The 23952-nt window shown below is 34.9% G+C and carries 24 protein-coding genes; 1 reads left to right on the forward strand and 23 read right to left on the reverse strand.

The window, feature by feature from the left end; all coding sequences use genetic code 11:
* Positions 1-255: 255 nt before the first annotated feature.
* The gene (locus tag BFM98_RS01115) at positions 256-504 is read right to left on the reverse strand and encodes an IDEAL domain-containing protein (protein ID WP_054549770.1); all 249 of its coding nucleotides are present in this window, start codon (positions 502-504) and stop codon (positions 256-258) included.
* A gap of 227 nt (positions 505-731) precedes the next feature.
* On the opposite strand from BFM98_RS01115, the gene BFM98_RS01120 reads away from it, so the two are divergent.
* Positions 732-1241 carry a competence protein ComK gene (locus tag BFM98_RS01120; protein WP_066036287.1) on the forward strand — a complete coding sequence of 170 codons (510 nt, stop codon included), beginning with the start codon at positions 732-734 and terminating at the stop codon, positions 1239-1241.
* A 43-nt stretch (positions 1242-1284) separates the two neighbouring features.
* Here BFM98_RS01120 and prfB read toward each other — a convergent pair.
* From prfB to BFM98_RS01230, 22 genes are all read right to left on the reverse strand, one after another.
* Positions 1285-2389, reverse strand: a protein-coding gene (gene prfB, locus BFM98_RS01125) for a peptide chain release factor 2 (RefSeq protein WP_237497242.1) whose coding sequence is annotated in 2 segments (ribosomal slippage) — positions 1285-2313 and positions 2315-2389 — 1104 coding nt in all. Because the reading frame shifts where the segments join, the coding sequence is not laid out codon by codon here.
* 122 nt (positions 2390-2511) lie between these two features.
* A complete protein-coding gene (locus BFM98_RS01130) occupies positions 2512-3054 on the reverse strand; it encodes a competence protein ComK (RefSeq protein WP_048392056.1) in 543 nt (180 codons plus the stop codon).
* Between the two features lie 327 nt (positions 3055-3381).
* Positions 3382-5892, reverse strand: coding sequence for a preprotein translocase subunit SecA (gene secA / locus BFM98_RS01135; protein ID WP_066036288.1), 2511 nt, complete (start codon positions 5890-5892; stop codon positions 3382-3384).
* Between the two features lie 144 nt (positions 5893-6036).
* Complete coding sequence (gene hpf, locus BFM98_RS01140) at positions 6037-6588, reverse strand: ribosome hibernation-promoting factor, HPF/YfiA family (protein ID WP_004227537.1); 552 nt, start codon at positions 6586-6588, stop codon at positions 6037-6039.
* 90 nt (positions 6589-6678) lie between these two features.
* Entirely contained in the window at positions 6679-7062 is a 384-nt protein-coding gene (locus BFM98_RS01145) for a PilZ domain-containing protein (protein ID WP_066036289.1), read from the reverse strand.
* 181 nt (positions 7063-7243) lie between these two features.
* Positions 7244-7654, reverse strand: coding sequence for a flagellar export chaperone FliS (gene fliS, locus BFM98_RS01150; protein ID WP_048392059.1), 411 nt, complete (start codon positions 7652-7654; stop codon positions 7244-7246).
* A 200-nt stretch (positions 7655-7854) separates the two neighbouring features.
* Entirely contained in the window at positions 7855-8214 is a 360-nt protein-coding gene (fliT, locus tag BFM98_RS01155) for a flagellar protein FliT (protein ID WP_066036290.1), read from the reverse strand.
* Between the two features lie 18 nt (positions 8215-8232).
* Positions 8233-10560 (reverse strand): flagellar filament capping protein FliD, encoded by a 2328-nt coding sequence (gene fliD / locus BFM98_RS01160; RefSeq protein ID WP_066036291.1) that lies wholly within the window; start codon positions 10558-10560, stop codon positions 8233-8235.
* A 21-nt stretch (positions 10561-10581) separates the two neighbouring features.
* On the reverse strand, positions 10582-10968 hold the full coding sequence (locus BFM98_RS01165) for a flagellar protein FlaG (RefSeq protein WP_066036292.1): 387 nt from the start codon (positions 10966-10968) through the stop codon (positions 10582-10584).
* 372 nt (positions 10969-11340) lie between these two features.
* A complete protein-coding gene (pseC, locus tag BFM98_RS01170; RefSeq protein WP_066036293.1) occupies positions 11341-12480 on the reverse strand; it encodes a UDP-4-amino-4,6-dideoxy-N-acetyl-beta-L-altrosamine transaminase in 1140 nt (379 codons plus the stop codon).
* Complete coding sequence (gene pseI / locus BFM98_RS01175; RefSeq protein ID WP_066036294.1) at positions 12477-13523, reverse strand: pseudaminic acid synthase; 1047 nt, start codon at positions 13521-13523, stop codon at positions 12477-12479. The genes pseC and pseI overlap by 4 nt, the downstream gene beginning before the upstream one ends.
* On the reverse strand, positions 13520-14476 hold the full coding sequence (gene pseG / locus BFM98_RS01180; RefSeq protein ID WP_066036295.1) for a UDP-2,4-diacetamido-2,4,6-trideoxy-beta-L-altropyranose hydrolase: 957 nt from the start codon (positions 14474-14476) through the stop codon (positions 13520-13522). The genes pseI and pseG overlap by 4 nt, the downstream gene beginning before the upstream one ends.
* Positions 14477-15199 (reverse strand): cytidylyltransferase domain-containing protein, encoded by a 723-nt coding sequence (locus BFM98_RS01185; RefSeq protein ID WP_066036296.1) that lies wholly within the window; start codon positions 15197-15199, stop codon positions 14477-14479.
* Positions 15196-15732: a UDP-4-amino-4,6-dideoxy-N-acetyl-beta-L-altrosamine N-acetyltransferase gene (gene pseH / locus BFM98_RS01190; RefSeq protein ID WP_066036297.1), complete on the reverse strand. Its 537-nt coding sequence runs from the start codon at positions 15730-15732 to the stop codon at positions 15196-15198. The genes BFM98_RS01185 and pseH overlap by 4 nt, the downstream gene beginning before the upstream one ends.
* Positions 15729-16925, reverse strand: a complete 1197-nt coding sequence (locus tag BFM98_RS01195) for an acyl-CoA reductase (protein WP_066036298.1) — start codon at positions 16923-16925, stop codon at positions 15729-15731. Before BFM98_RS01195 ends, pseH begins: the two co-directional genes overlap by 4 nt.
* Positions 16922-17983 carry a LuxE/PaaK family acyltransferase gene (locus BFM98_RS01200; RefSeq protein ID WP_066036299.1) on the reverse strand — a complete coding sequence of 354 codons (1062 nt, stop codon included), beginning with the start codon at positions 17981-17983 and terminating at the stop codon, positions 16922-16924. The genes BFM98_RS01195 and BFM98_RS01200 overlap by 4 nt, the downstream gene beginning before the upstream one ends.
* Complete coding sequence (locus tag BFM98_RS01205; RefSeq protein ID WP_066036300.1) at positions 17980-19314, reverse strand: AMP-binding protein; 1335 nt, start codon at positions 19312-19314, stop codon at positions 17980-17982. The genes BFM98_RS01200 and BFM98_RS01205 overlap by 4 nt, the downstream gene beginning before the upstream one ends.
* 518 nt (positions 19315-19832) lie before the next feature.
* Positions 19833-20072, reverse strand: a complete 240-nt coding sequence (locus BFM98_RS01210; protein ID WP_066036301.1) for an acyl carrier protein — start codon at positions 20070-20072, stop codon at positions 19833-19835.
* Positions 20073-20159: 87 nt separating this feature from the next.
* Positions 20160-20891: an SDR family NAD(P)-dependent oxidoreductase gene (locus BFM98_RS01215; RefSeq protein WP_066036302.1), complete on the reverse strand. Its 732-nt coding sequence runs from the start codon at positions 20889-20891 to the stop codon at positions 20160-20162.
* Positions 20892-20920: 29 nt separating this feature from the next.
* Complete coding sequence (locus BFM98_RS01220) at positions 20921-21622, reverse strand: HAD-IIB family hydrolase (protein ID WP_083225189.1); 702 nt, start codon at positions 21620-21622, stop codon at positions 20921-20923.
* 2 nt (positions 21623-21624) lie between these two features.
* A complete protein-coding gene (locus BFM98_RS01225; protein ID WP_066036304.1) occupies positions 21625-22920 on the reverse strand; it encodes an SDR family NAD(P)-dependent oxidoreductase in 1296 nt (431 codons plus the stop codon).
* A 116-nt stretch (positions 22921-23036) separates the two neighbouring features.
* Positions 23037-23906 (reverse strand): LicD family protein, encoded by an 870-nt coding sequence (locus BFM98_RS01230; protein WP_066036305.1) that lies wholly within the window; start codon positions 23904-23906, stop codon positions 23037-23039.
* Positions 23907-23952 lie beyond the last annotated feature (46 nt).

Consider the following 23952-nt stretch of genomic DNA (forward strand, 5'->3'; position numbering starts at 1 on the left):
TGTGCAGCTCACACTCTCTCAGGAGCCGGGGTCTGTACTTTTAGAGCGTCTCTCCTTCTTTTATGAGCAGGGTCACTTTCCTTTGGAGCGACTCTCACTTTTTAATAAACAGCGTCTCAAACTTTTTAAATGACTTTCCCCATTCTATAAGCAAGATCACTTCTTCTAACCAAAACATACAATCTTCACATCCTCTGCAACTATTTTCAAAAGCAAAAAAATCCCACTCTCCAATAGATATGGAGAGCGGGTTCGTCAATATGATTCATCTTCTGTTTGGTGTAAGGAAGTTAGTTCGGATGCGTATTGATAAAATGCGTTTTCATCTTTTTCATCGAGTGCTCTATCTATCAGAACCATGAGCTGCTCTTGCCGATGCATACGCTGGATACGATTTAAAAATAAATCTAAATAAATCTCGTTTAATAATTTCTCTGCCTCATCAACTTTTTTCGACTGACCAACGGCTTTCAGAAAATCTGTATACGAATAATATTTATCCAACGATCTCACCTCGATCCTTTTCTAAATTATATGAAAATTGAATTTAAAAAGCAATGCTTACGATTCGAAAATATCTTGGATTAGCTATTAATCAATTGATATTTAGAGCAAATTCTCTAGGCATTTCGTGCTTTTCTGAACGATTTTCAACTATTTCATTTAATTTAAGAAAGTCATATTCTGTTTTACACTACCGTTATCACTAGAAAAAAGGAGGCACTCCCTATATGACAACTAACTTTGTAAACGGCTACTTAATTTCATTCAATACTTATTTGCTGCAACCTATTCAGCATGACTCCAAAGTCTTCACGCATGTGATTGATAAGCATAATGAGCTGATTGTTACACGCAAACCGATGCATGTCCTTCGAAAATCCTGTCTCTCATTAGGATCAACTTATGAAGCCGCAAAACAATCGGCTAAACGTTTTTTCGGCAATCAACACAAGCTACCAATCGTCGTGGCCTTTGATTATGGTTATCCCTGTATTTTTCTGCCAACTTATTCACCCAGCTCCATTCACAATATATGGATAGGGCTTCATGCAATTATTAATATTACACCTAGTGAATTGGGGTGTATTGTAACGTTAAAAAATGATAAACAAATCGAAATACCTATTCGTTATGCTTCCATTAGTAAACAATTTCTTAACGCATCTATGCTGTATAAATATTACATGAATGAACGAAAACAGCTGAGCCAAGATGCACCCTATCATCCACCCTTTTAACAAAAATTCCCCAAGAGCATCTCACTCTTGGGGAATCTGGGTATTAATTTATTTTTGAACGTAAATAGGCATTAATAAATGGATCTAAGTCGCCATCCATCACAGCACCCACATTACCTGTTTCTTCATTTGTACGATGATCTTTCACCATCGAGTATGGGTGGAAGACATACGAACGAATTTGGGAGCCCCAGCCTATTTCTTTTTGCTCACCGCGTATTTCATCTAATTGTGCCTGCTGTTTATCAAGTTCTAATTGATATAGCTTCCCTTTTAACATCGTCATCGCTTTTTCACGGTTTTTAATCTGGGAGCGCTCAGCTTGACATTGTACGATCGTACCAGTAGGAATATGCGTAATACGGACTGCAGAATCTGTCGTATTAATATGCTGACCACCTGCACCTGTTGCACGATACGTATCAATTTTTAAATCCTCTGTACGAATATCGATTTCTATATTGTCGTCAAACTCTGGCATAACATCACAGGAAACGAAGGACGTATGACGGCGGCCAGACGAATCAAATGGAGAAATACGTACTAGACGATGCACACCCTTTTCCGCTTGTAAATAACCGAAAGCATTGTGACCTTTAATCGACAATGTTACAGATTTAATCCCAGCTTCATCTCCTGGTAGATAGTCCACTGTTTCCACTTTAAATCCACGCTTCTCAGCCCATCGTGTATACATACGTAATAGCATTGAACCCCAGTCCTGTGACTCCGTACCACCAGCACCAGGATGCAGCTCTAAAATGGCATTGTTTTGATCGTATGGGCCACTTAGCAGTAATTGAAGCTCAAAATCAGCCATCTTTTGTTGGAATTCTGCTAGTTCTTTGCCTAGTTCTTCTTGTAATTCTTCGTCTGGTTCTTCACGCAAAAGTTCCAGTGTCATATCTAAATTTTCATGTGTTTCCACTAAATCTTTATATTCATTGACAATAGCTTTTAAGCCATTTCCTTCATTGATAATCACCTGAGCACCTTGCTGATCATCCCAAAAGCCTGGCTCTAGCATCATTTCATCTAGCTCCTGAATACGTGCCTCTTTGTTCTCTAAGTCAAAGAGACCCCCTAAAGTCCGCCAATTTTTTGGCTGTAGTGTCTAACACATTGCGTACATCTGCTAATTCAATCATCGTTAAATCCTCCGAACATTAGTCATGGAGCTAACACTTTAATCATAAAGCTCCGTATCTTTTTATTATAACGTTTTTAGAAACGAAAACATACTATCTAGCAGATGTTTTGTGGAATTAAGTCAACTATCCTGCGTCTCGTCCTCAAACATATTCTTGGCAAGACGTTGAAATACTTTCACACGGTCATACTGAACAAGTAAATATTTTGTTCGTTTCTCTAGTCTATATTTTAATAAAAAAGCTCTTTGAATCCGAGACTCTAGCGCGTTGACACTGACATCCACAATAAATTCCTTGCCATTCATAAAAGTAACCTTGGTCCTCTTTTTATCCACAGCGACATAGTCATCTATATGATGAACAGCGAACCAGATACAGTCAGGATGTAAAGGAGACCTACTAGGGAACCATAAAATATTACAACGTTCGTGCACGACGATAGGATTTTTATTAAGCTTGCCTAGGATCATTTTCGAACCATCGAACGCTCCTCTTAAACTAGAACCAAAATAACGCAGATTAAAGTCCAATAATTTCGTTGGTGGTAACGTAGATATATACTCATTATTTTTCTCATACACCTGCGTACATAAATTTCCAAAGGAATCATACACAGGCATATACATCATTGTTTCACTATTCATAATATCTTTTTTATGCATCTATAGTCCCCCTTTATACATTTTATGTTGCTTCCAGTCAAAATAAAAAGGAATATACAATTATGCGTACATTCCCGCTATTTTCAATGAGTAAGATTGCTTGAAAATTCCGATCCTCCTTAAGACTTAGTATCACCATCAAAAATTCAGGATAATAATAGGATAAATGACTTGTACTATATACCTATTATTACAGCTATTGTATACCCATATTTTTCAATTGTCTATAAATTCTGACTTTTTATACTAAAATTTCTTCATTTTTGAGAAATTTAAAAAGAAAAAATCATTTTAACACGTAGTTAAAATGATTTTTTCACCTAGATATTATTGAGCTGTGCCATGACAGTTTTTAAATTTCTTGCCGCTACCACATGGACATAAATCATTACGGCCAATGTTTTCAGCTTTACGTACTGGTTGCTTTTTCGGCGCAGAGCCACCTTCTTCTTTTGGATTAACAGCCTGCCCCTTTGCCACCTCTTCACGCTCCAGATTATTGCGGATTTCTGCTTTCATCGCATATTTCGCAACATCCTCGCGAATAGAGGCTACCATATCCTCAAACATCGCAAAGCCTTCTTGTTGATATTCACGAAGTGGATCGTTTTGACCATAAGCACGCAGATGGATACCTTGACGTAGTTGATCCATTGCATCAATATGATCAATCCATTTTGTATCGATTGATCGTAATAAAATAACCTTTTCAAACTCACGCATACGCTCTGGTGTCAGTTCTGCCTCTTTTTCATCATAACGAACATGAACAGCATCAGAGATTAGCTGATTAATATCTTCAGCAGACTTGCCTTGGAAATCAGATACTTTAAGTTGACCTTCCTCTAAAAGATTAGCCGCTACAAAGTCTTCAATAGCCTTTAGGTTCCAATCCTTCTGTTCACCTTGAGTATACAGGCTAACAACATTATCAATTGTTTCTTGAATCATAGACTCAACAAGTACACGCATATTTTCTGTTTCTAGTACATCATAACGCTCTTTATAAATAATCTCACGCTGCTGACGTAGTACATCGTCATATTGTAATAAGCGTTTACGCGCATCAAAGTTATTACCCTCGACACGTTTCTGCGCTGATTCTACAGCTCTCGACACAACTTTAGATTGCAATGGCTGAGAATCATCCATACCTAAGCGCATCATCATCGACTTCATATTATCAGAGCCAAAACGACGCATTAAATCATCCTCTAAGGATAGGTAGAATTGTGTAACCCCAGGATTCCCTTGACGACCAGAACGTCCACGAAGCTGATTATCAATACGACGTGATTCATGTCGCTCTGTACCGATTACCGCTAAACCGCCAATTTCGAGTACTCCTTCGCCAGGTTTAATATCTGTACCTCGTCCAGCCATGTTAGTTGCAATTGTCACTGCACCCTTTGTACCAGCGTTCGCAATGATTTCAGCTTCACGTTCATGATTTTTCGCATTTAATACATTATGAGGAATTTTATGTTTATCCAATAGTTTAGAAATAATCTCAGACGTTTCAATAGCAACTGTACCAACAAGAACAGGTTGACCAGCTCTATGACGCTCTGCGATATCAGCAGCAACTGCTTTATATTTCCCTTCCATCGTTGCAAAAATCAAGTCAGCACGATCATCACGAGCAATCGGTTTATTCGTCGGAATAGCTACAACATTCATATTGTAAATATTACGGAATTCCTCTTCCTCTGTTTTCGCTGTACCTGTCATCCCTGCAAGCTTTTGATACATACGGAAGTAGTTTTGGAAGGTAATTGTCGCCATAGTCATCGATTCATTTTGAATCTCAACGCCTTCTTTAGCTTCAATTGCTTGGTGTAAGCCATCAGAATAACGACGACCCTTCATCAAACGACCAGTAAAGCCATCAACGATCACAATTTCGCCATCCTGCACAACATAATCGACATCGTTATGCATACTTACATGCGCCTTTAATGATTGATTGATCGCATGATTTAAACGAACATGTGTCAAATCAAATAGATTATCGATGCCAAATGCTTTTTCTGCCTTTTCCACACCTGCATCTGTTAACGTAACACCTTTTGTGGATTCTTCATACGTATAATCCGTTTCCGCATTTAACATACGCACAAACGCATTAGACTGTTTATAAAGCTGTGCTGATTTCCCAGCTTGACCCGAAATAATTAATGGCGTACGAGCTTCATCAATTAAGATCGAGTCCACCTCATCAATGACAGCATAGTGCAATGGACGTTGTACACGTTCCTCTTTGTAAAGCACCATGTTATCACGTAAGTAGTCAAATCCTAGCTCATTGTTTGTACTATACGTAATATCTGCCTCATAAGCAGTACGTTTTTCATCTTTTGAAAGGCTATTTAAATTAAGCCCAACAGATAAGCCTAAGAAATTATAAAGTTGTCCCATTTCAGCAGCATCACGACTCGCTAGGTATTCGTTGACTGTTACAACATGTACACCTTTACCAGTGATGGCATTTAAATAAACAGCCATTGTCGCTGTTAAAGTTTTACCTTCCCCGGTTTTCATCTCCGCAATATTCCCCTCATCAAGAGCGGCTGCCCCCATGATTTGAACGCGGAATGGGTACATCTCTAATACACGTTTTGCCGCTTCTCGACAAACAGCAAACGCTTCGGCACGAATCGACTCTAAATGCTCACCCTCAGCATAGCGCTTTTTAAATTCATCTGTTTTCGCTTGTAGTTGATCATCTGAAAGCTGTTCCATTTGAGAAGCGAAACGCTCAACTTGGTCAGCGATTTTTTCTAATTTTTTTAGCTCACGTTTATTGAAATCAAATAATTTATTTAATAGGTTTGCCATGAATGTTTTTCACTTCCTATATAGATTCAACTTTCATTTTACCATTGTGTAACAGTTTCATGCAAACTGTCACCCCGGCTACATATGATTGTCATACCAAAAAAAGGCCCTCGCCATCGCGAGAGCCTTCGTCATCATGAAGTTTTAAGTTGTTTCAATTAAGCCATATTTTCCATCTTTACGTTTATATACAATATTTGTGCCGTTCGATTCAGCATCTGTAAAGACATAGAAATCATGTCCAAGCATATTCATTTGTAGAACTGCCTCTTCTTGATCCATAGGTTTTAAATCAAATTGCTTTGTACGAACAATTGAGTATTCTTCTTCCTCTGACACAGCATCAGCGGCTGCTTGAGTAGTAGCAAAATAAAGGCCTGCACCTTCACGCTCGCGGAATTTACGGTTTACTTTTGTTTTATGCTTGCGGATCTGACGCTCTAATTTATCAACAATTAGATCAACAGCAGCATACATATCATTATGACGCTCTTCAGCACGAAGAGTTAGATTCTTCATTGGAATAGTAACTTCCACTTTAGTTTGTTTGTCATTGTAAACCTTTAAATTGACATTAGCGTTGGCATTAACATCTTCGTTAAAATAGCGTTCAACTTTATCGATTTTGTTCTCAACATACTCTCGAATAGCTGGAGTTACCTCAATATTTTCACCACGAATGTTAAAGTTTAACATGTAAACTCCTCCTTTATAACTGCTATACTATCTATTTCTACACAAGTGTGTGAAATTCCTCTAAAATCATTCTTTTTTTTACAAAAATTTTTATAAATTATTATTTTGTTTTTTCGCTTCTGCTGCTTCCTTTTTTCGTCGAAGCTTTAGTTCTTCAACAATCAAATCTTCCACAGGTCCTTGATTATTGAAATAGATGCCGTATTGCTTGCCGCTCCCAAATGGACGACTCCAAATCACTTCTCCATAAGCGCGAACTTCTTGTGTATCAAGCACAAAATAGATATCTAATGGAGGAGGGTTTATACCTAAATCCACTTCCGTAAACATCTTTAATCCACGTGGGCTTATATCCAACAAGTCAGCCATAGCCGTTTGTCCATGATTGACCTTCCCATTCTCATAAATAGCAAAAGTTATTTGAATAGGCTCCTTAAATTTAAATCGGAAACCTTCTTGACGCTTAAAGATCATATTCCCACCCCAGTACTCTTTTAAACATGTTTATTGCTTTGATTATGCCATGATGCCCAACTAACAGCCACAGGGAATAAGTAACATATTTTACCGTTGAATAGCCTAATTTATGACTATTTCATGATCATAACGGTTTAACAAAAAAGAGACCATCTCTTTCGATGATCTCTAATTGTGTCTAAATTTGTCCGCTGTTTCCCTGACCAAATTGCTGTTGTCGATTAATGCGAATTACTTCCTTCCACGTATCGCGAAATTCCGTCACAAATCCTTCCACTTCCTCAATAATGGCTACATCATTTTGAATGTTGGCTTCTACTAAACGATGATTCATATATTCATAAAGAGGTAGCATTTGTTTCGAAATCTCAATATCCATATTGAGTGTAGACATCAGTTCACTAATAATCGCCTGAGCTTTTTGAATGTTTGTATTTTTCTCTTGAATATTTTTATCTTGGATAGCTTGTTTCGCCTTATGCAAGAATTTTAAGCATCCATTATAAAGCATTAATGTCAATTCGCCAGGTGAAGCTGTAGTCACACTATTTTGTTTATACGCGTTTTGTGCTGTTAAATTTGCTGCCAATAAAGGACAACTCCTTTGAAAGGTTACTTATTTACTAGTTTAAACCATTTTCCGAAGAAAAGCTATTTACGTCTCAACGTAATTTTGTCTGGTTTTTGAATTGTAAGATCACAATTCACTCCTTTTAAAATCCATGACATCTGCCAAAGCATTATCTACATCAGCTAGCAACTACTGCCACGATGAATGAAGATAAACGATTAATTTTTTTTGTCATAATACATGCCATCCATCACACGAACATTCGAGTAAGGATTGAAATATTGCTCTTCACTTTTTTTCGTTTTTTGTAGGTTTGCCATGTCTTGTTTAACTGCGCTCATTACGGCAGCCAATCGTTCTTTAATGCCACTATCTAGTTCAAACAACGTACGATGAATGCGATTTTGTTCATCGAATTGAAATCCATCTTTCATTAACCCATCAACAATCAATCCACGTTTGTCCAACATGCTATTGATTGTGTCGATATATTCATCACGATCTTCACCTTTAGGAATTTCACCCAAATGCTTAAATAAACTAGCTGACGCCTGTAATAGTTGATCTATTGGCTGCATATTATTCCCCTACCTTTATTAAAAGCCCCCACCTTGCATGAACATACCTGATTGCTGATTTGCTTTATTAATGGCTTGTTCCATGGCTGTGAATTGTCTCCAATAACGTGCTTCTATATCTACTAGTTTAGCTTGTAATTTAGAAATACGATCATCAGATTGTATAATTAATTTACCTAAACTATAAGTTTGATCTGTTTTTCCTTCCTTACCAGCCTTCTTCTCAATACTTTTTGTTAAAGCAGCTATTTCATCTCTTAGACGTTTCGTAATACCCCGTGAATCTTGAGTTACTTTTCTACCTTTTTCATCAGTTATAGTAGTTAGGCTACCTTGATTAGTAAACATTTGAATAACTTGATCAGGATCTTTTTCCAATGCAGCATCAAGTTTCTTGTCATCTATTACTAGCTTTCCACCATCTGATAGTATCTTAGATGTTGTAATCCCAATTTCAGCTAAAGAATCAATTGTATCATCACCCAATCCTTTGACAGACGATACGAATTGCGAGCGCATCTTCGCTAAACCATCGCGAATTAAAGAATCGCTACGTAATAAACCGCTTTTAGCTTTTTCATCCCACAACTTTTGCTCGCTTTCAGACATATCTTCACGTTGTTCTTTTGTCAATGGTGGATAATCACGATATTTCTTCTCTTTTAATAGACCATTCAGCGTATCGAGCATTTCATTATAAGTTTTTACAAACTCTTGAATACTATCTTTTATGCTTTTAGTATCAGTAGTAGAGGTTAAATTAACTGGAGCTACAGTAGGAGAAGTATCACCTGCTGTGCTACTCTCTGCAGCCTTTGCATTATCATAAGATTTTTGAGCCTCCGCAATACGTTTCAGACCAGACTGAACATCATTTTCTGCTGTTTTATATGCTGCTAGATTGTCATTATTAGTTTTCTCAACTACACTAAATTGTTTAAAATCTTCTAAGGATCCACTTAAATCCGCTAAACGGGCTAAATCAACTCTATCCATCTTTTCGAATTTATTCTTAATAGCATCATCTTTTCCTGCTAAAATTTGATCTATTTCACTATTATCCTTACCTTTGATTTCAGATAAAAATGTTATATCGTCTGCAGACAGGTTACTCAAAAAAGTCTTATCTAAAGATTTATAGGAGTTTTCAAAATCTATTTGATGTGCTCGGTCGAGTAATGCCCCTCCATCTGTACTTTGTAAAGATTTTAAGTCATCTGCAGATAGTCTTAATAGTTTTGCCTTTTGTTCATCTGTTAAGCTTGAATTGTTAATCGATGTTTTAATACTGTCTGCATCTGTATAATCGATGCTCAAAGATTGTAAATCATTCAAATCAGTAGAATTTAGGAGAGCAACCTTTCCTACATCTGAAAACTTATCAAATTTCCCTTGTTGATCTACTGTTAAATTATTTTTCCCAAAAATACGCTCGTGCTCTATTTTATACGTATCATTATAATAAGTATTGTATTCTCCAAGCTTTTTATCTCTATCAGCTTCTAAAATTGGCTGTGCATCTTTCGCATTATTCAATTCTATAAGTGTTGCTGCTACACGATCAGCTGCTCCTGCTTTAGCATTGAATGTTGACTTAAGTGATACCTCATAGCCAGAAATCGTAATTGTATTTGATGAACGCTCCATCGAAATACCATTAACTTTTAGAATCGCATTTTTACCAGATATAAGAGTTGCGTTATCCATCCCTAATGCATCAAATAGTTCTTTTCCTTGTCCAAAGACAATCTCCCCGCTACCACTTTTTACACTACCTGTATTATTTGCAGTTAATGAAAGTTGTCCATTTTCAAATAATGCAGTAACACCGGCATTACTCTGATTGATTTTTTTTACTAAATCATTAATTGTATCTTTAGAAGGATCGAAGGTAATTGTACTTGCCTTTTCTGCTAAATTACCGTTCTTATCGATTGATTTTATCTCTATTGACTTAACAGATTCCCCCACCAAAGCTGATAATTTCGTTGTACCTGTATAACCTTTTTGCTCACCAATCATCTGAGTTGAAGTTGCTAATTGTGAAACACTTTCAATATTGAGAGAACCAGTCGCTGTATTTGTAGCTTTAACAGTTGCTAGGTTTTCATTAGAAGATGTAGCGGTTTTTTTCATCATTTGACTCTGTAACCACATCTTTTCCTCTAAAAATTTATTAAGTTTCTGTGTAGCTACATTCACATTTCGATACGCGTCACGTTGCCATTCTAATGTTTGTTTTCTTTGAAATGCTTTATTCAATGGCATTCTTTCTGCTTGCATCAATTTCTCTACTAGACTATCAATATCCATCCCTGATGCTAATCCACCAATCCTTGAAACCATTTTTTATCCTCCTATTTTCCTTTAAATTTTTTCGTCTACTATCATTCCTACCATTTTTTGCATCTCATAAAATGCATCTAATAATCTTTTGGGTGGAATTTCTTTTACTACTTCATCAGTATCACGATTTACGATTGTTACATAATAACGTTCCAAACCCTCATGATAAACAAATTTGGAGGAACTATGATTAATTTCCAAAAATTCATTCACAACATCTACCGCCTGTTGTAATATATCTTTTGAAATTTCCTGTTCTTCCCCAGTATTATTTGACTTTTCAATCTTAGATTTAGAGATTGTTTCCATTGAAACATTAGGCGTCATATTTTCCTGCACACTCATTGCTTTTGAATTTATTGGTACAGTAACTATGTCAACCGACTGCCCTTGCGATGCGATACGCATGTAATTCAACCTCCTAAACTTTCATTTCTTAACTTTATTATCGGAAGGTTTTTCTAATGTTTCATGTTTTTTGACAAAACAATGAGCAAGCTCCTTGTTTAATAAAAAACTCCTGGACTATTAGAATAGATTCAGGAGTAATAAACTATATTTTTTTAATCTTAAAGCGTTTTCTAGATTTGATAAGTTCCACAACTATCACTTTTACTAAAAGTTACTCTTCTTCTCATATACATAAATTTAAATATTTCATACCTTTAGCTCCCGCTATAAATAATTTGATTCCTTATTGTTAAAAACATTAATAAAATTATTAAAAATAGAATAGCCATCAATAAGTGTACACTTTCTTCTTTTAGCATGACTATTTAATTAAATATTTTTTACTAACTCTTTTATATTTTTCACAATAATTGCTAAATCTTCTGTTTTCATAGTAGGGTGAATAGGTAAAGTCAATACATTTTCATACCACTTTTCAGCAATTGGACATAATCCTCGTTCATAGCCCAGTTGTTGGTAATAAGGATGCCAATAAACAGGAATATAATGTACATGTACCCCTATATTTAATGCTCTCATTTGTTCAAAAATTTGCTTACGAGACCCTTTTTCAAGCTGAATCATATACAAATGCCAGCCTGAATTTGTTTCTTGTAATTGGTGCGGAACAACAATACCATCCATGCTTTGAAATGCCTCAGTATAAAATGCTGCGATTTCGCGGCGTTGTTGAATAAACGAATCAATTTTTGTAATTTGGGATAGGCCAAGCGCTGCTTGTAAATCTGTCATTCGATAATTATAGCCAAGGTCCGTCATTTCATAATACCAATCCCCTTGTTCAGTTGAATATTCAGTATGTTCGATACCATGGCTACGGAATAATTTCAATTTGTGATAATAATCTTCATTGTTTGTAACAATTATACCGCCCTCGGCTGTTGTAATCGGTTTAACTGGATGAAAACTAAACATGGTCATGTCTGCTTGTGTGCCAACTTTTTTTCCTTTATATTCAGCACCTAAAGAATGAGCACCATCCTCAATAACAACTAAGTTATGTGCATGTGCAATCTCCATGATAGCGTCCATATCGGCAGGTTGGCCTGTAAAATCAACTGGAATGATAGCTTTAGTATTGTGTGTTATTTTTTTTCTTATCTCGGCTGGGTCAATATTGTATGTTTTGGCATCAATATCAGCAAAAACAACAGTTCCTCCCATATAACGTACACAATTCGCACTAGCCGCAAAGGTAATAGGCGATGTAATGACTTCATCTCCTTCTCCTATTCCAGCTGTATAACAGGCTGCATGGAGTGCTGCAGTTCCATTACAAAAAGCAACTGCATATTGAGCACCAACATAATCAGCGATCGCTTGTTCAAACTCTTTTATTTTAGGTCCTTGTGTTAAAAATGGTGAACGCAATGTTTCAATTACCGTTCGGATATCTTCTTCATCTATAGATTGGCGACCGTAGGACAGGAATTCATTGCGCTTAATCATAGTAATAACTCCCAACTTAAAGGCGTTCCTTTTTTTACATCGTGCTTAATGCGCTTGCCAATGATTAAATCATAGTATTTTGGCGGCAATCCTAAGCCAGGTCGTACATTCCTCACATTTTCATTGGTTAATCGGTCCCCTGCTTTTAAGTCTTCCCCTATATACAAAGAGCGTCTAAATTTTGTAGAATCTTTTTCAGCATCAGTTGGCCCATATTGTACTTGTCCTATGCTTTGCCAAGCACGCTCTGTTTCTTTAACTAGCATTTTTAGCTCATGGGGCTCCATTGAAAAAGCAGAATCGACACCGCCGTCTGCACGAGAAGTTGTAAAGTGCTTTTCAATTACAGTTGCACCAAGTGTTACAGCTGCTACAGATACCCCAACTCCCATCGTATGATCTGATAAACCGATCTCAGTTCCAAACAATTCTCGCATATGAGGAATGGTAGCTATATTTGAGTTTACTGGAGTAGCAGGGTAAGTACTTGTACATTTTAAAAGTACAATTTGTTGATTTCCTTCATTTCTCGCAGCACGAACTGCTTCGTCAAGCTCTCCTGCTGTGGCCATGCCAGTTGAAATAATCATAGGTTTTCCAGTGCGAGCAACTTTTCGTATCAAAGGTATATCCACATTTTCAAAGGAAGCAATTTTATAAGCAGGTACGTTTAAAGTTTCTAAAAAATCAACAGCTGTTTCATCAAAAGGTGAACTAAAAGCTAGTAGGCCATGTTCTTTGGCACGATTAAAAATAGCATCATGCCATTCCCATGGAGTGTAAGCTTCTTTGTATAAATTATAGAGAGAATTTCCCTTCCAAAGGTTTTCATCATCTTGAATATAAAACTCTCCAGTATGTACATCCAATGTAATTGTATCTGGTGTATACGTTTGAAGCTTTAATGCATCTACACCTGCCTCTGCCGCTAAATCTACTAAATGCAATGCTCGTTCTAATGATTGATTATGATTGCCAGACATTTCTGCGATAATAAATGGTTTTGCATTTCTGCTGATTTCTTTATGTCCTATTTTTATCATGATATCAACTCCAATATTTCTTGTAACCATTCATTTGGTTGCTTGTTGGCTGTAAGCTCTAACCCTTTTCGACTCATATTTTCTACTTGGACATTCGCTAATAATTGTCGATATGTTTCAGCAGTTACTGTCTCGTGCCAGCCTAAATTAATCGTAACACCTAATTGTTCAGCGTATGAAGTCGTCTCTCTTTGATTGCCTGCAACAATTGTTGAACTTGAAGGAAGTCCAACATAACAGCGCTCCCAAAGAGTACTACCTCCTGCTCCAATCGCAAAATCTGCCAATTGCATTAACAATGCCATATATTCAATTTGACAATGGAAATAATACTTTCGCTCAACACATATTTGCTCAATTTGTTTTTTTAATGGATTGCTATTCCCTACAACTACATCAATATGTTTAAAATTAAAGGCATCTAGTGCACTAAAAATCTTCATCATTTCATTTGTGGGATCGCTACCACCCATAAAAATTAACAAACGATTAATCTCATTATTTCGCTGTCTTAATTGTTGGCGTTGCTTTATAAATTCATCTCGAATAATTAAGTACTGGGGTCCAAGTAATTTTTTGCATTGCTCGGGCACTTTCCCATTATACCGAATGGGAAAATTAGGGATAATATTTTGATCTAATAATAAATCACAATCATGTTGTCGGGCTAAATCATCAATAACCACTATTTTCTTCGTAAATTGTCTAATAGATTGTTCCCATTCTAACCCTAACTCATAATGATCTATAATATATATATCAGCCATTTTAGGTCCTGCAATATTATTGAAGCCTTGCTTTTGTACAAATGAAATTAAATTTCCCTCTAAAGGCTCCATCCAAAATGAAATCTGACAACCTATTCTTTGAAGATTTTTAGCAATTGTCAAACACCGCATTACATGACCACTGCCAATGGATATTGAAGCATCTGTTCGGATAATAATATTCATCTAAATCACCGGCTTTTGCTCAATATGAGCATTGATTTCAGAAATTTCCGGATGTTCTTTCAAAAATTTAATGACATCTACACTTGAAACAAGTGGATCATTAAAATATTTAACAACCTCAGTGATCATAATCAGATCCTCCTTTGTATCCAATGTAATACGAAGGTTTGGTACATTTCGATTTTCAGGTACATCATATGTAGCATAAGTAAATTCTTCTATAAACTCATATGCATAATAGGTCACATGTTCACGATGACGAGGTTCTTGTCCTACCTCGTTAATGTGTAATAATGCTTCATAAGAGATAATTTCAACAGCTAATCCACGTGGTAATTGCCCCTTAATAAATACAATGTCTTTTCTCTCTTTAATCATTAATTCTACCATTTCAGAAGCCATTTCATAATCAACAAAAGGGCAATCTGATGTAACCCGCATCACATAATCTGGTTTATAGAATTTAGCACACTGAACATAACGATCTAACACATCACCCTCTGATCCTCGGAAATATGCAACTTGATGCTCTTCACACCAAGTTACAATGGAATCATCTTGAGATAATGTTGATGTAGCCACAATTACTTCATCAATACCTTTTATAGCTCTACAACGCTCAATGTTATATGTTAAAACATCAACATTCCCTAATGGTTTCAAAACTTTTCCTGGTAGACGGGATGAGCCCATTCTTGCTTGGATAATTGCAATTATTTTCATTTTTGCACCTCAGCTATATATTTATGATATTTAGCTCCTACTACTTCCCAATTTCTTTTCGTCATTTCAAACAAAAACACATCATGCCAAGTTCCATTTTTATAAATATGATGCTCCAGTACCCCTACCTCTCTTGCTCCTTGCTTAATATGTATCTTTTTTACACCCTCATTTATATCCATGACCTCTCCAGATAATTTTTCTAAACCTAACTCTAAAAAAGCATAATTATATACATACGCCCCTAAGAAGCCTGCAAGCATTGCATATTTCATATTACCAATATAAAAATTCCACGTACCTCGCTTATGTACCCATTGAATATCGGTAATTGAAACAAAACCTATTATTTCGCTTTTATATTCTATTAACCAGTATCGACCGTTTTCATCCGCTTGAATTCTTTTGAACCATTTCTTTTGATTATCTAGATTATATTCAATATCAGTATACATAAAGCGAGTAATTTCCTCAGTCGTACGCCACTCCAAAATTTTCTGTAAATGTTTTTCTTCAATATTAATCCACTTCATTTCATCACCACTTTCCTCGTGAATGAAGTTAAAAAGCTTTGACCATCCCAAGTACCATCAAAATCAAGTGCTTGTCCTATTGGGACAATTCGATCCAATCCACGGGATGAAATTGCTTTAATAAAAGTTTGTAATTCTTGTTGTTCTATTCCGAAATATGCAAGTGTTTGGTCTTTATCATGAATAATCGGACTAGCCTCAATTAACTTAGTAACATCATACTCATAAAATAAGCCTCCGCCACAATGCACTTCACGTACATTTGCTTCAATTTGCTGTAACTGTACACGTGAATAATATATATCATTTTTTATATACTTAACCTGCTCTTCAGCTGCCAGTTGCAACGCAGTTGTATATTTCAAAACTTGTGTTGCAGCAAGTAGCTCATATTGTTTACTTTGAATAACTGTTTCAAACGCTGACCAAAAACAAGCTTTAGCCTCATCCTGTTGATTTCCTGTCCAAATAATAAGGCGGGGCGAAGAACAAGCCATTTGGTCAAACCAAAATACATCATTATAAAACTGATTTGCCAATGCTACTAATGCACTTTCATTTAAAGAAACAATTGCCTCACTATTCATTGCGGATAATGAAAAACGATCTGGGAATGTTAATTCATTTGCTAGAGGAGCTAACGGTACTTGACGAATTTCCTTTACTGTCAAATCGCCACCCCAAATAACACGCGTATGACAAACAGAACTAATTTGCTCAGTTGCCTTTTCTTCATGCCCATAAGTGCAAATAATTGTTTGATTTGCGATTGCTTCAAACTCTGGTTTGGTTAACTCATCTAAAATAATTTGCAACAATGTATTTAATCCATTTTGGTCTTTACTAGAAATACGTATAATGTTACGATTTCCTGCAAGCATTGAAAGCATCCATGAATAGACAAATATTGTATCTACATTTGAAGGGGCAATATGAAAGACTGTACCTCTTGCAAGTACAATTGAATCTCCACGTTTTGTATCAAAATCAACTTTCATTTGTTTAATATTCGCTTTGCGTAACCAATAGCCTAATGCAACTATTTCTGGTTGCTTTCGTATACGCACAAAGCGTTTTGATAACACTTGAGTGAATAAAAATACCTGCTCGCAAAATGGAACATTTGTCGGTACTTCAACTAATTCTGACAATGCTCTCGTAAATTGTTTATGAGGAGGCCAAAACATTTTCATTTTTGCACACCTCCTTGATATGTATCGCTACAGCCCCTTAATTCAGCCTTTGGTATCCTTCCTGCTACTGAAAAGTATTTTCCTTTCCATCCACAACTGCAATCATCAATCCCATGAATTGTCCCTAAATCCTCTGTCAAGAGAGAATGTCCTGGATAGCTTTTAGGCAGTTCACTCACAACTTGGATTAATCCTTGTTGACCGTTCTTTAAAGTTTCAAAGGTAATTGGATTCCGAATAATTACATCGGCATAGCTAGGTGCATGTAAATGCCCTTCACTACATTCTAAAAAAATCGAACCAACCTGTTCCACCATTCCGTAATAATTATGTACATTTTGAATACTGAGCTGTTCCTTTAATAAACGATTAAAAGTTTTTGCATCAACCATCTCATCTTTGAGCTTTTTCCAGCCACCGCCATGTATCAAAATACTATCACCAAAATCAAGCTTTATTCCTTTATCACGTGTTTCTTTATATATATACTGCCAAATCATAAATGTAAAACCAAACAACAAAATACACTGTCCTTCATATTCTTTCAAATACGCTTGTAATCCTTCTACATCTAAAGACATATCATCATTTAATGCATAAAAATGCTTACGTCCAAAATTTGAAAACCCTAATATTCCAGCACCACGTGCACTAAATGATTTTCTATCCTTTAACACAGATTTAGTGTCTAAAATAATCATCGGCAAACGCTTATTACCTAATATTGGCTTCATTACTTCCACTAATGCTTTAGTTTGAGCAATAGATGTGTCCTTATCTAAATAAATTTTTGACACCTGTTGTCCTGTAGTACCACTTGATTTTAATATTTTTATAATATCCTCTTGTGGGATCGATTTTAAATCCATGAGCTTGAATAATTGTACAGGTAAGTATGGAACTTCATCTATTTGCCTTACTTCCAAAGGCATGCTACCTTTTCTTAGCATCTCTTTATATGGTTCACAATTTTCCACATGCCATGCCGTTAACTCATTTAATTTCCCTAATAATTGCTGCTCTTTAATAGCCTGTGCTAAATGATAAGGGACCGTCATAAACAGCGCTCCTTCAATGTTGTATAGTCTATCTTGCCATTAGCAAGCCGAGGAATTTCTTCCATGATGATGACTGTAAAGGCTGATTTATGCAACTTAAAAAGAAGTTCAATCGCCGACCTCACCTTCTCCACCTTATCCGGTTGCTCAATGGCTACAATTAATTTATCGTCAGAACCTGTACAAGCTAAAGGTATATGGATTACGGATTCTAATTTTTTCTCCACCTCATCTAAATTGATGCGTAGTCCAAATAGTTTTATAAAGCGTTTAATACGCCCTGTAATCGTAAAAAAACCCTCCTCATCTTTTGTGACTGTATCACCTGTATGAAGCACCCCATGCATCTCATCACCCTTTGCCAAATCCTCTAAACTTTCTGCATAACCCATCATTACATTGGCCCCACGATACACTAATTCATTTAATTCTCCTTCAATTGAAAGTTGACCACCAGGGATTGCAATACCAATAGTGCCTGTCTTATCGAGCACTTTATCATAGGGAATGTAGCTAATTCTTGGTGCTGCTTCTGTTTGCCCATACATAATGTAAAAGCGTTTATCATGCTGCCGTGCATACTCACCAAATGCTTTAACCAATTTTTCACTCAATCGACCACCAGCCTGTGTTAACACCTTTAAATATGGCAGGTCCATTTTCATAAAACCAATACGATGTAACATTTGATAGGTAAACGGGACGCCAGCTAGTGAGGTCACTTTATGCTCCTTTACAAGCTCCCAAAATGACTTTTCCATCACACTGGTATCAGTTAATAGAATAGAGGATCCTGCTAACAAATGACTATTCACAATCGACATACCATAAGAGTATGATAAAGGTAAGTTCATTACTGCACAATCATGATTACTAATCTCTAAATAATCAATAATGGCATGTGCATTCGAACGAATATTATCATAGGACAATCTAACAAATTTTTGGCTTCCTGTTGTACCAGATGTACTTAATAATATGGCTAATTCTGTATTAATTGTTACATCAAAATCACCTTCTCTAACTAATTTATTTGAATTAAATGTATACCCTTCATACTCTTCTAAGCCTACAATCCAATAAGGTTTATATTTATTTATAATATCCTCAAATAATTTCTCATGAATATCTGCAGCTAATAACATGACAGTATGTCCACTATTAAGACCCGAAATGTAGGCAGCTAATATATCAATAGTGTTGCGACATAAAATTAAAATTAGTTGCTTTTTTGAATGAGTAAATTCAATCAATGGTATTTCATTGTAATTGTATTGCTTTTTTTCTGTTATAACAGCTAGTTGATTTCTTTCTAAATGAAAGAAAGACATTTCACTCACTCCTAAACAATATTTATAGTTTTTTTATATAATCCTATTCCATTTTTTGAATCTCACAGCGGCGTTTGTATAGCATCCTTACTAATAAAAAATTCTCAAAGTAATAGAAATGTACTCTCACATTTATGTAACTCTTGATTTTTTTAGCCGCTACTCTAAACATCTAAATGGATAATGCAAATCATCATATCCATAGAAGCTAATAAAAAATTTAAAAAGTTTTAAAGAATAAGCTTAGACTAAGGAAACATTTTCATTTGTTCGTCAGAACCCTTTCTTATAGTAATTGTACCGTAAACCTTTAATATTTTTTTATTATTCGAAGGTTAGGAAACATAATTCATATTAATTATACGATAGAAAGCAGTTAATATAATAAAGAAGCCCACAATCCTCATAGAATTGTAGACCTCTAATTTAGAACTATTTCTCATGTGTGTTAGTAATATTTTTTCAACAAAATATTATAAACCCGCTGTATCTAGCTTGGAAAGGCAATCTCTTTTAAACTAAAATTTCACATCATATTTCATTAAAATTTCCTTTGCCTTTGCAAATGTACTCATATCAAGTACATCATCGGTATCAAGCATTGTATCAAATTGATCATCAATTTCTGAAACTAACGCCATATGGGCAATAGAGTCCCACTCTGGAATAGAGCTATATGTTAGCTCATCATTTATTTGAGCTTCGTTAATACCTAAACATTCTGAGAAAATTGCACGTAATCTTTGTTCATTATCCATGTTTATCCCTACCTAATTTTTTATATAGATTATATCGTCAATTTCCGCTTTTTTTTAATTGATTCCTCGTAAAAGAAAAAGACATGGCTAAATCACCATGCCTCCATCAACTCCAATTACTTGTCCTGTTACATAAGAAGAAGCAGATGAAGCTAAAAAAAGTATGACATTTGCCACCTCTTCAGCTTTTCCAGGACGCCCCATTTTAATTTGAGAAATGGTTTCTTCTTTTACTTGTTTAGAATAATTACTTATTAAGTCAGTTTCAATAAATCCAGGAGCAACTGCATTGACACGAATATTTAATGGTGCTAACTCTTTTGCTGCGGCATATGTAGCACCATTTAGTGCTGCCTTACTCGCACTATAAGCTACTTGCCCAGCATTACCAAAGCGCCCCATTATAGAGCTAACATTTATAATAGAGCCACTTTTTTGTTTAGCCATTAATCTTGACGCATATTGCATATGATATATTGCAGCGCTAGTGTTAACATCTAATGTTTTTTGAAGTTGTTCTGGTAACATCATACCTAGTAATGAATCTTCCATAATTCCAGCATTATTTACAACTGCATCTAGCTTCCCTATGTTTTTTTTAATCCATATAAATGCTTTTTTTATTGCATCTACATCACTTACATCATAGTTTAGTGTATGAACAGTTGATCCATAAACCTCAAACTCTTCTTTCAATTTTGCTAGAAGAGATTCATCACGTCCGTTTAATAATATTGTCCATTGTTGCATTGCTGCTTGTTTAGCTGTTGCATAGCCTATGCCACGAGTGGCACCTGTGATAAAAATAACTTTATTCATTCACTTCACTTCACTTATCTTATCTTATTTTATAATAAAAAATGCAGTTTCTCTTTTAATATTTGATAACTCTCAATCTCAATACATTCTATTTCAGACTTATAAATTGGTTCATCATTTCCGCCCTCTGAAAAATCATCGCCTACATACAGTATTTTATCAGTGCTAATATTAAGATCACTAGCATACTTAACCAATGCTTTATATTTATCATATTCTTTTGGCATTATATCAAAAGATGAGCTTCCTCCAATTACAACTGTATACTCTGGGAAATAGTCTTTAACAAAGGCATATATTTTTTTTCTTTTCTTTCTTTGGGGATCGAAAGCAACCTTATCTTTAATATTTGCTTTCGTCCCTAATAAAGGAAATGTAATGACTCCTGATTCATGAAATTCAATAGATTCCCCTACAATATCTACATATCCCGTACTACTTCTAATTATTTTTATTCTTTCTTTAATATCAGCTTTATCAATTTCAATACAAGCCTTTTTATTGATACGCTCTTTATTAACTATAATAGATGTTTGCATTCCGTAATTACCTATTACATCAATCGGGAACTCTCTTAATTGTTTGATAATTCTATCGCATGTACCTGCCCCAACTATGACTATTTTATATTTTTCTTTAATCCTTTCAAGTAGTTCGTAATTTATTTCGCTTATTTGTGTTCTGTGCTCTGTTAACGTACCATCTAAGTCAAAAGCAATTAATTCATACATATTCAACACATTCCTTTTCTTAAATGTACTAATTGACCATATTCCTCACAAGTTGAATAGTGTAAAATAGCTTTGGCTACATCTTCAGCATTTAGTAATTCCTCTTTATTTATATTTCCGTTATGTAAACGACCAATTAGTGGTGTATTTACCTTTTCTGGAATTAAAACATTTACTATTATTCCTTGCTTTTTCAATTCTTCAGCTAAACTTTCTACAATAGAATTTAAAGCAACTTTTGATGCGGAATAAACCGTTAAATTTTTTCTACCCTTTGTAGAAGAAGATGATGAAATTAAAACAATGTTCACTCTTTTTTGGATTCGTTTTGCATATTCTAATAACACTAAATTTGATTTTAAGTTGACATCCATAATTAAATCATAGTTTTCTAAAATTCCTTCACTGTCGTTTGCATATGCCCCAGCAGTATTAATAATTACATCTGGTACATAGTCCCCTAAATAACTATCTAACTTTTCAATAGTAATATCGACTAAATTTAATTCTTGACTTGATGGTGCTTTATACGGAATATTTTTTTCTTTTAAATGTTGAATAAATGCTCTACCTATTCCTCCATTGCCACCAAAAATAAAATATTTTTTTCCATCTCCATTACCAATATTCAAATTTTTCACATCTTGATAATACTTAATTTTAATGAATTGTTCCGCCATAAATAAATCTTCCGGATAAGTTATTTTCAAATTATATCTTAGTCCTTCAAATTTAATCACTCTAGCTGTTTCTGGTAATTGATGCACTGTACCTGTAATAATACTTTTAGGATCAAAATGCTCCTTTAAAGTTTTAAACCAAAAGCATTCAGGAGCCTGTATTAAACAATAGTCTTCTCTATTTACATAAGAATTGTTTCCAAACCCAAGGCTATCTGTAATCGGAGAAGCAGTAATAACTGCATCCCCATCATCTAATAAATCTATATATGTATCAATATTTTCTGAAGTAATAAAAGGTCTTGCTGCCTCATGAATAAAAACTTTTTCACATTTTGGATAATGTTTTTGAATATGCGCTAACGCCTTATTTAACGAGGCATTTCTTGTATCCCCACCAGTAATACACTCAACGTCATATTTATTTTCAATTAGTCCTTCTTCATACTCTCTTTCACCAACAACCACTATAAATTTATTTAATTTCTGAGACTGCTTAAAAGCATTAATAGAATATGAAATTATTTCTTGCCCATTCAACTTCATATACTGTTTCGGTATATTACTTTTAAAACGACTACCAATTCCACCAGCTAATAATATTCCTATATTTCTCATATTTTCCTCCACTTAAAGATGAATGAATACTAATGTAATTATTATCGACTACTAGGAGCATAATTTTTAGTATAATAAAAAGAGCATGGACACTAAATTCAATGCTCTTTCAAGAACTATTTTTTATAAAAATACACATTTGAGCTTCTTAATTCAGGCTCTTTAAAAGAGAGTGTATTATCTGCAAAGCTTGTATCTTTCCTTACTGTACGCCAATCTCCATATGTGTAAGTTAAATAGTCCAAATAATTTTTAGGTACATTAATTTTAATATTTTCAAACAAGATTTCATCTTTTCCAATAAAATAATGTAGCGGCGTGTCGTTTAAATCTTGTCTTGCGTTATCGCCTTCTATAAATATCGTATCTAAACTAATATTAAATAGTTTTTCATCATTATTATAGCAATCTATCATGATGGCGATTACATCTCCATTATGATGTTCTCTTGAATACATTTCGATTGTTAAAATATCCTCAAGCTTCTCAACATTTTCTAATAATCGTTCTTTTATTTTTTCGATGTCTTCTTCAAAAATTGCAAGATCTATATCATCGTCCCAAGGAATCAAACGCCCATCACGAGCAATCCCAAGCAAAGTTCCGAAAGTAAAATAATGAGGAATCCCATCTAATATTTCTGTCAATGAAACGATAAATTGGTTAGCTTTCTTTAAAATATCCTGATTTTCAAAAGGGGCTCCTACATGCTTCATTGAAATTTTTGAAGCATATTCTATTTTGTCTTTTGAAATCCCTAAATTTAAAAGCTGTTTTGAAATTGAATTTACGTACATACTTGCTACAATAACTTTTTCAAAATCATATTCAATAATTTGACTTGGGCTAATAATAAGAATATCCTCTAGAAATTCCCCTTGTATCGCCTCGTTATTGTCTGCAATAGCTAAAATTTGATACTGATTCCCATAATTTTTTATGAAGTTTTGACCGCCAAGACTTGCACCGAATAATATGATTTTCATATTTTCTCTCTTCTTTCACCGTGATATCTTAAAAACCCCATGCTTT

Source organism: Lysinibacillus sp. AR18-8 (assembly GCF_001705465.1).
Classification (GTDB): Bacteria; Bacillota; Bacilli; order Bacillales_A; family Planococcaceae; genus Lysinibacillus; species Lysinibacillus capsici.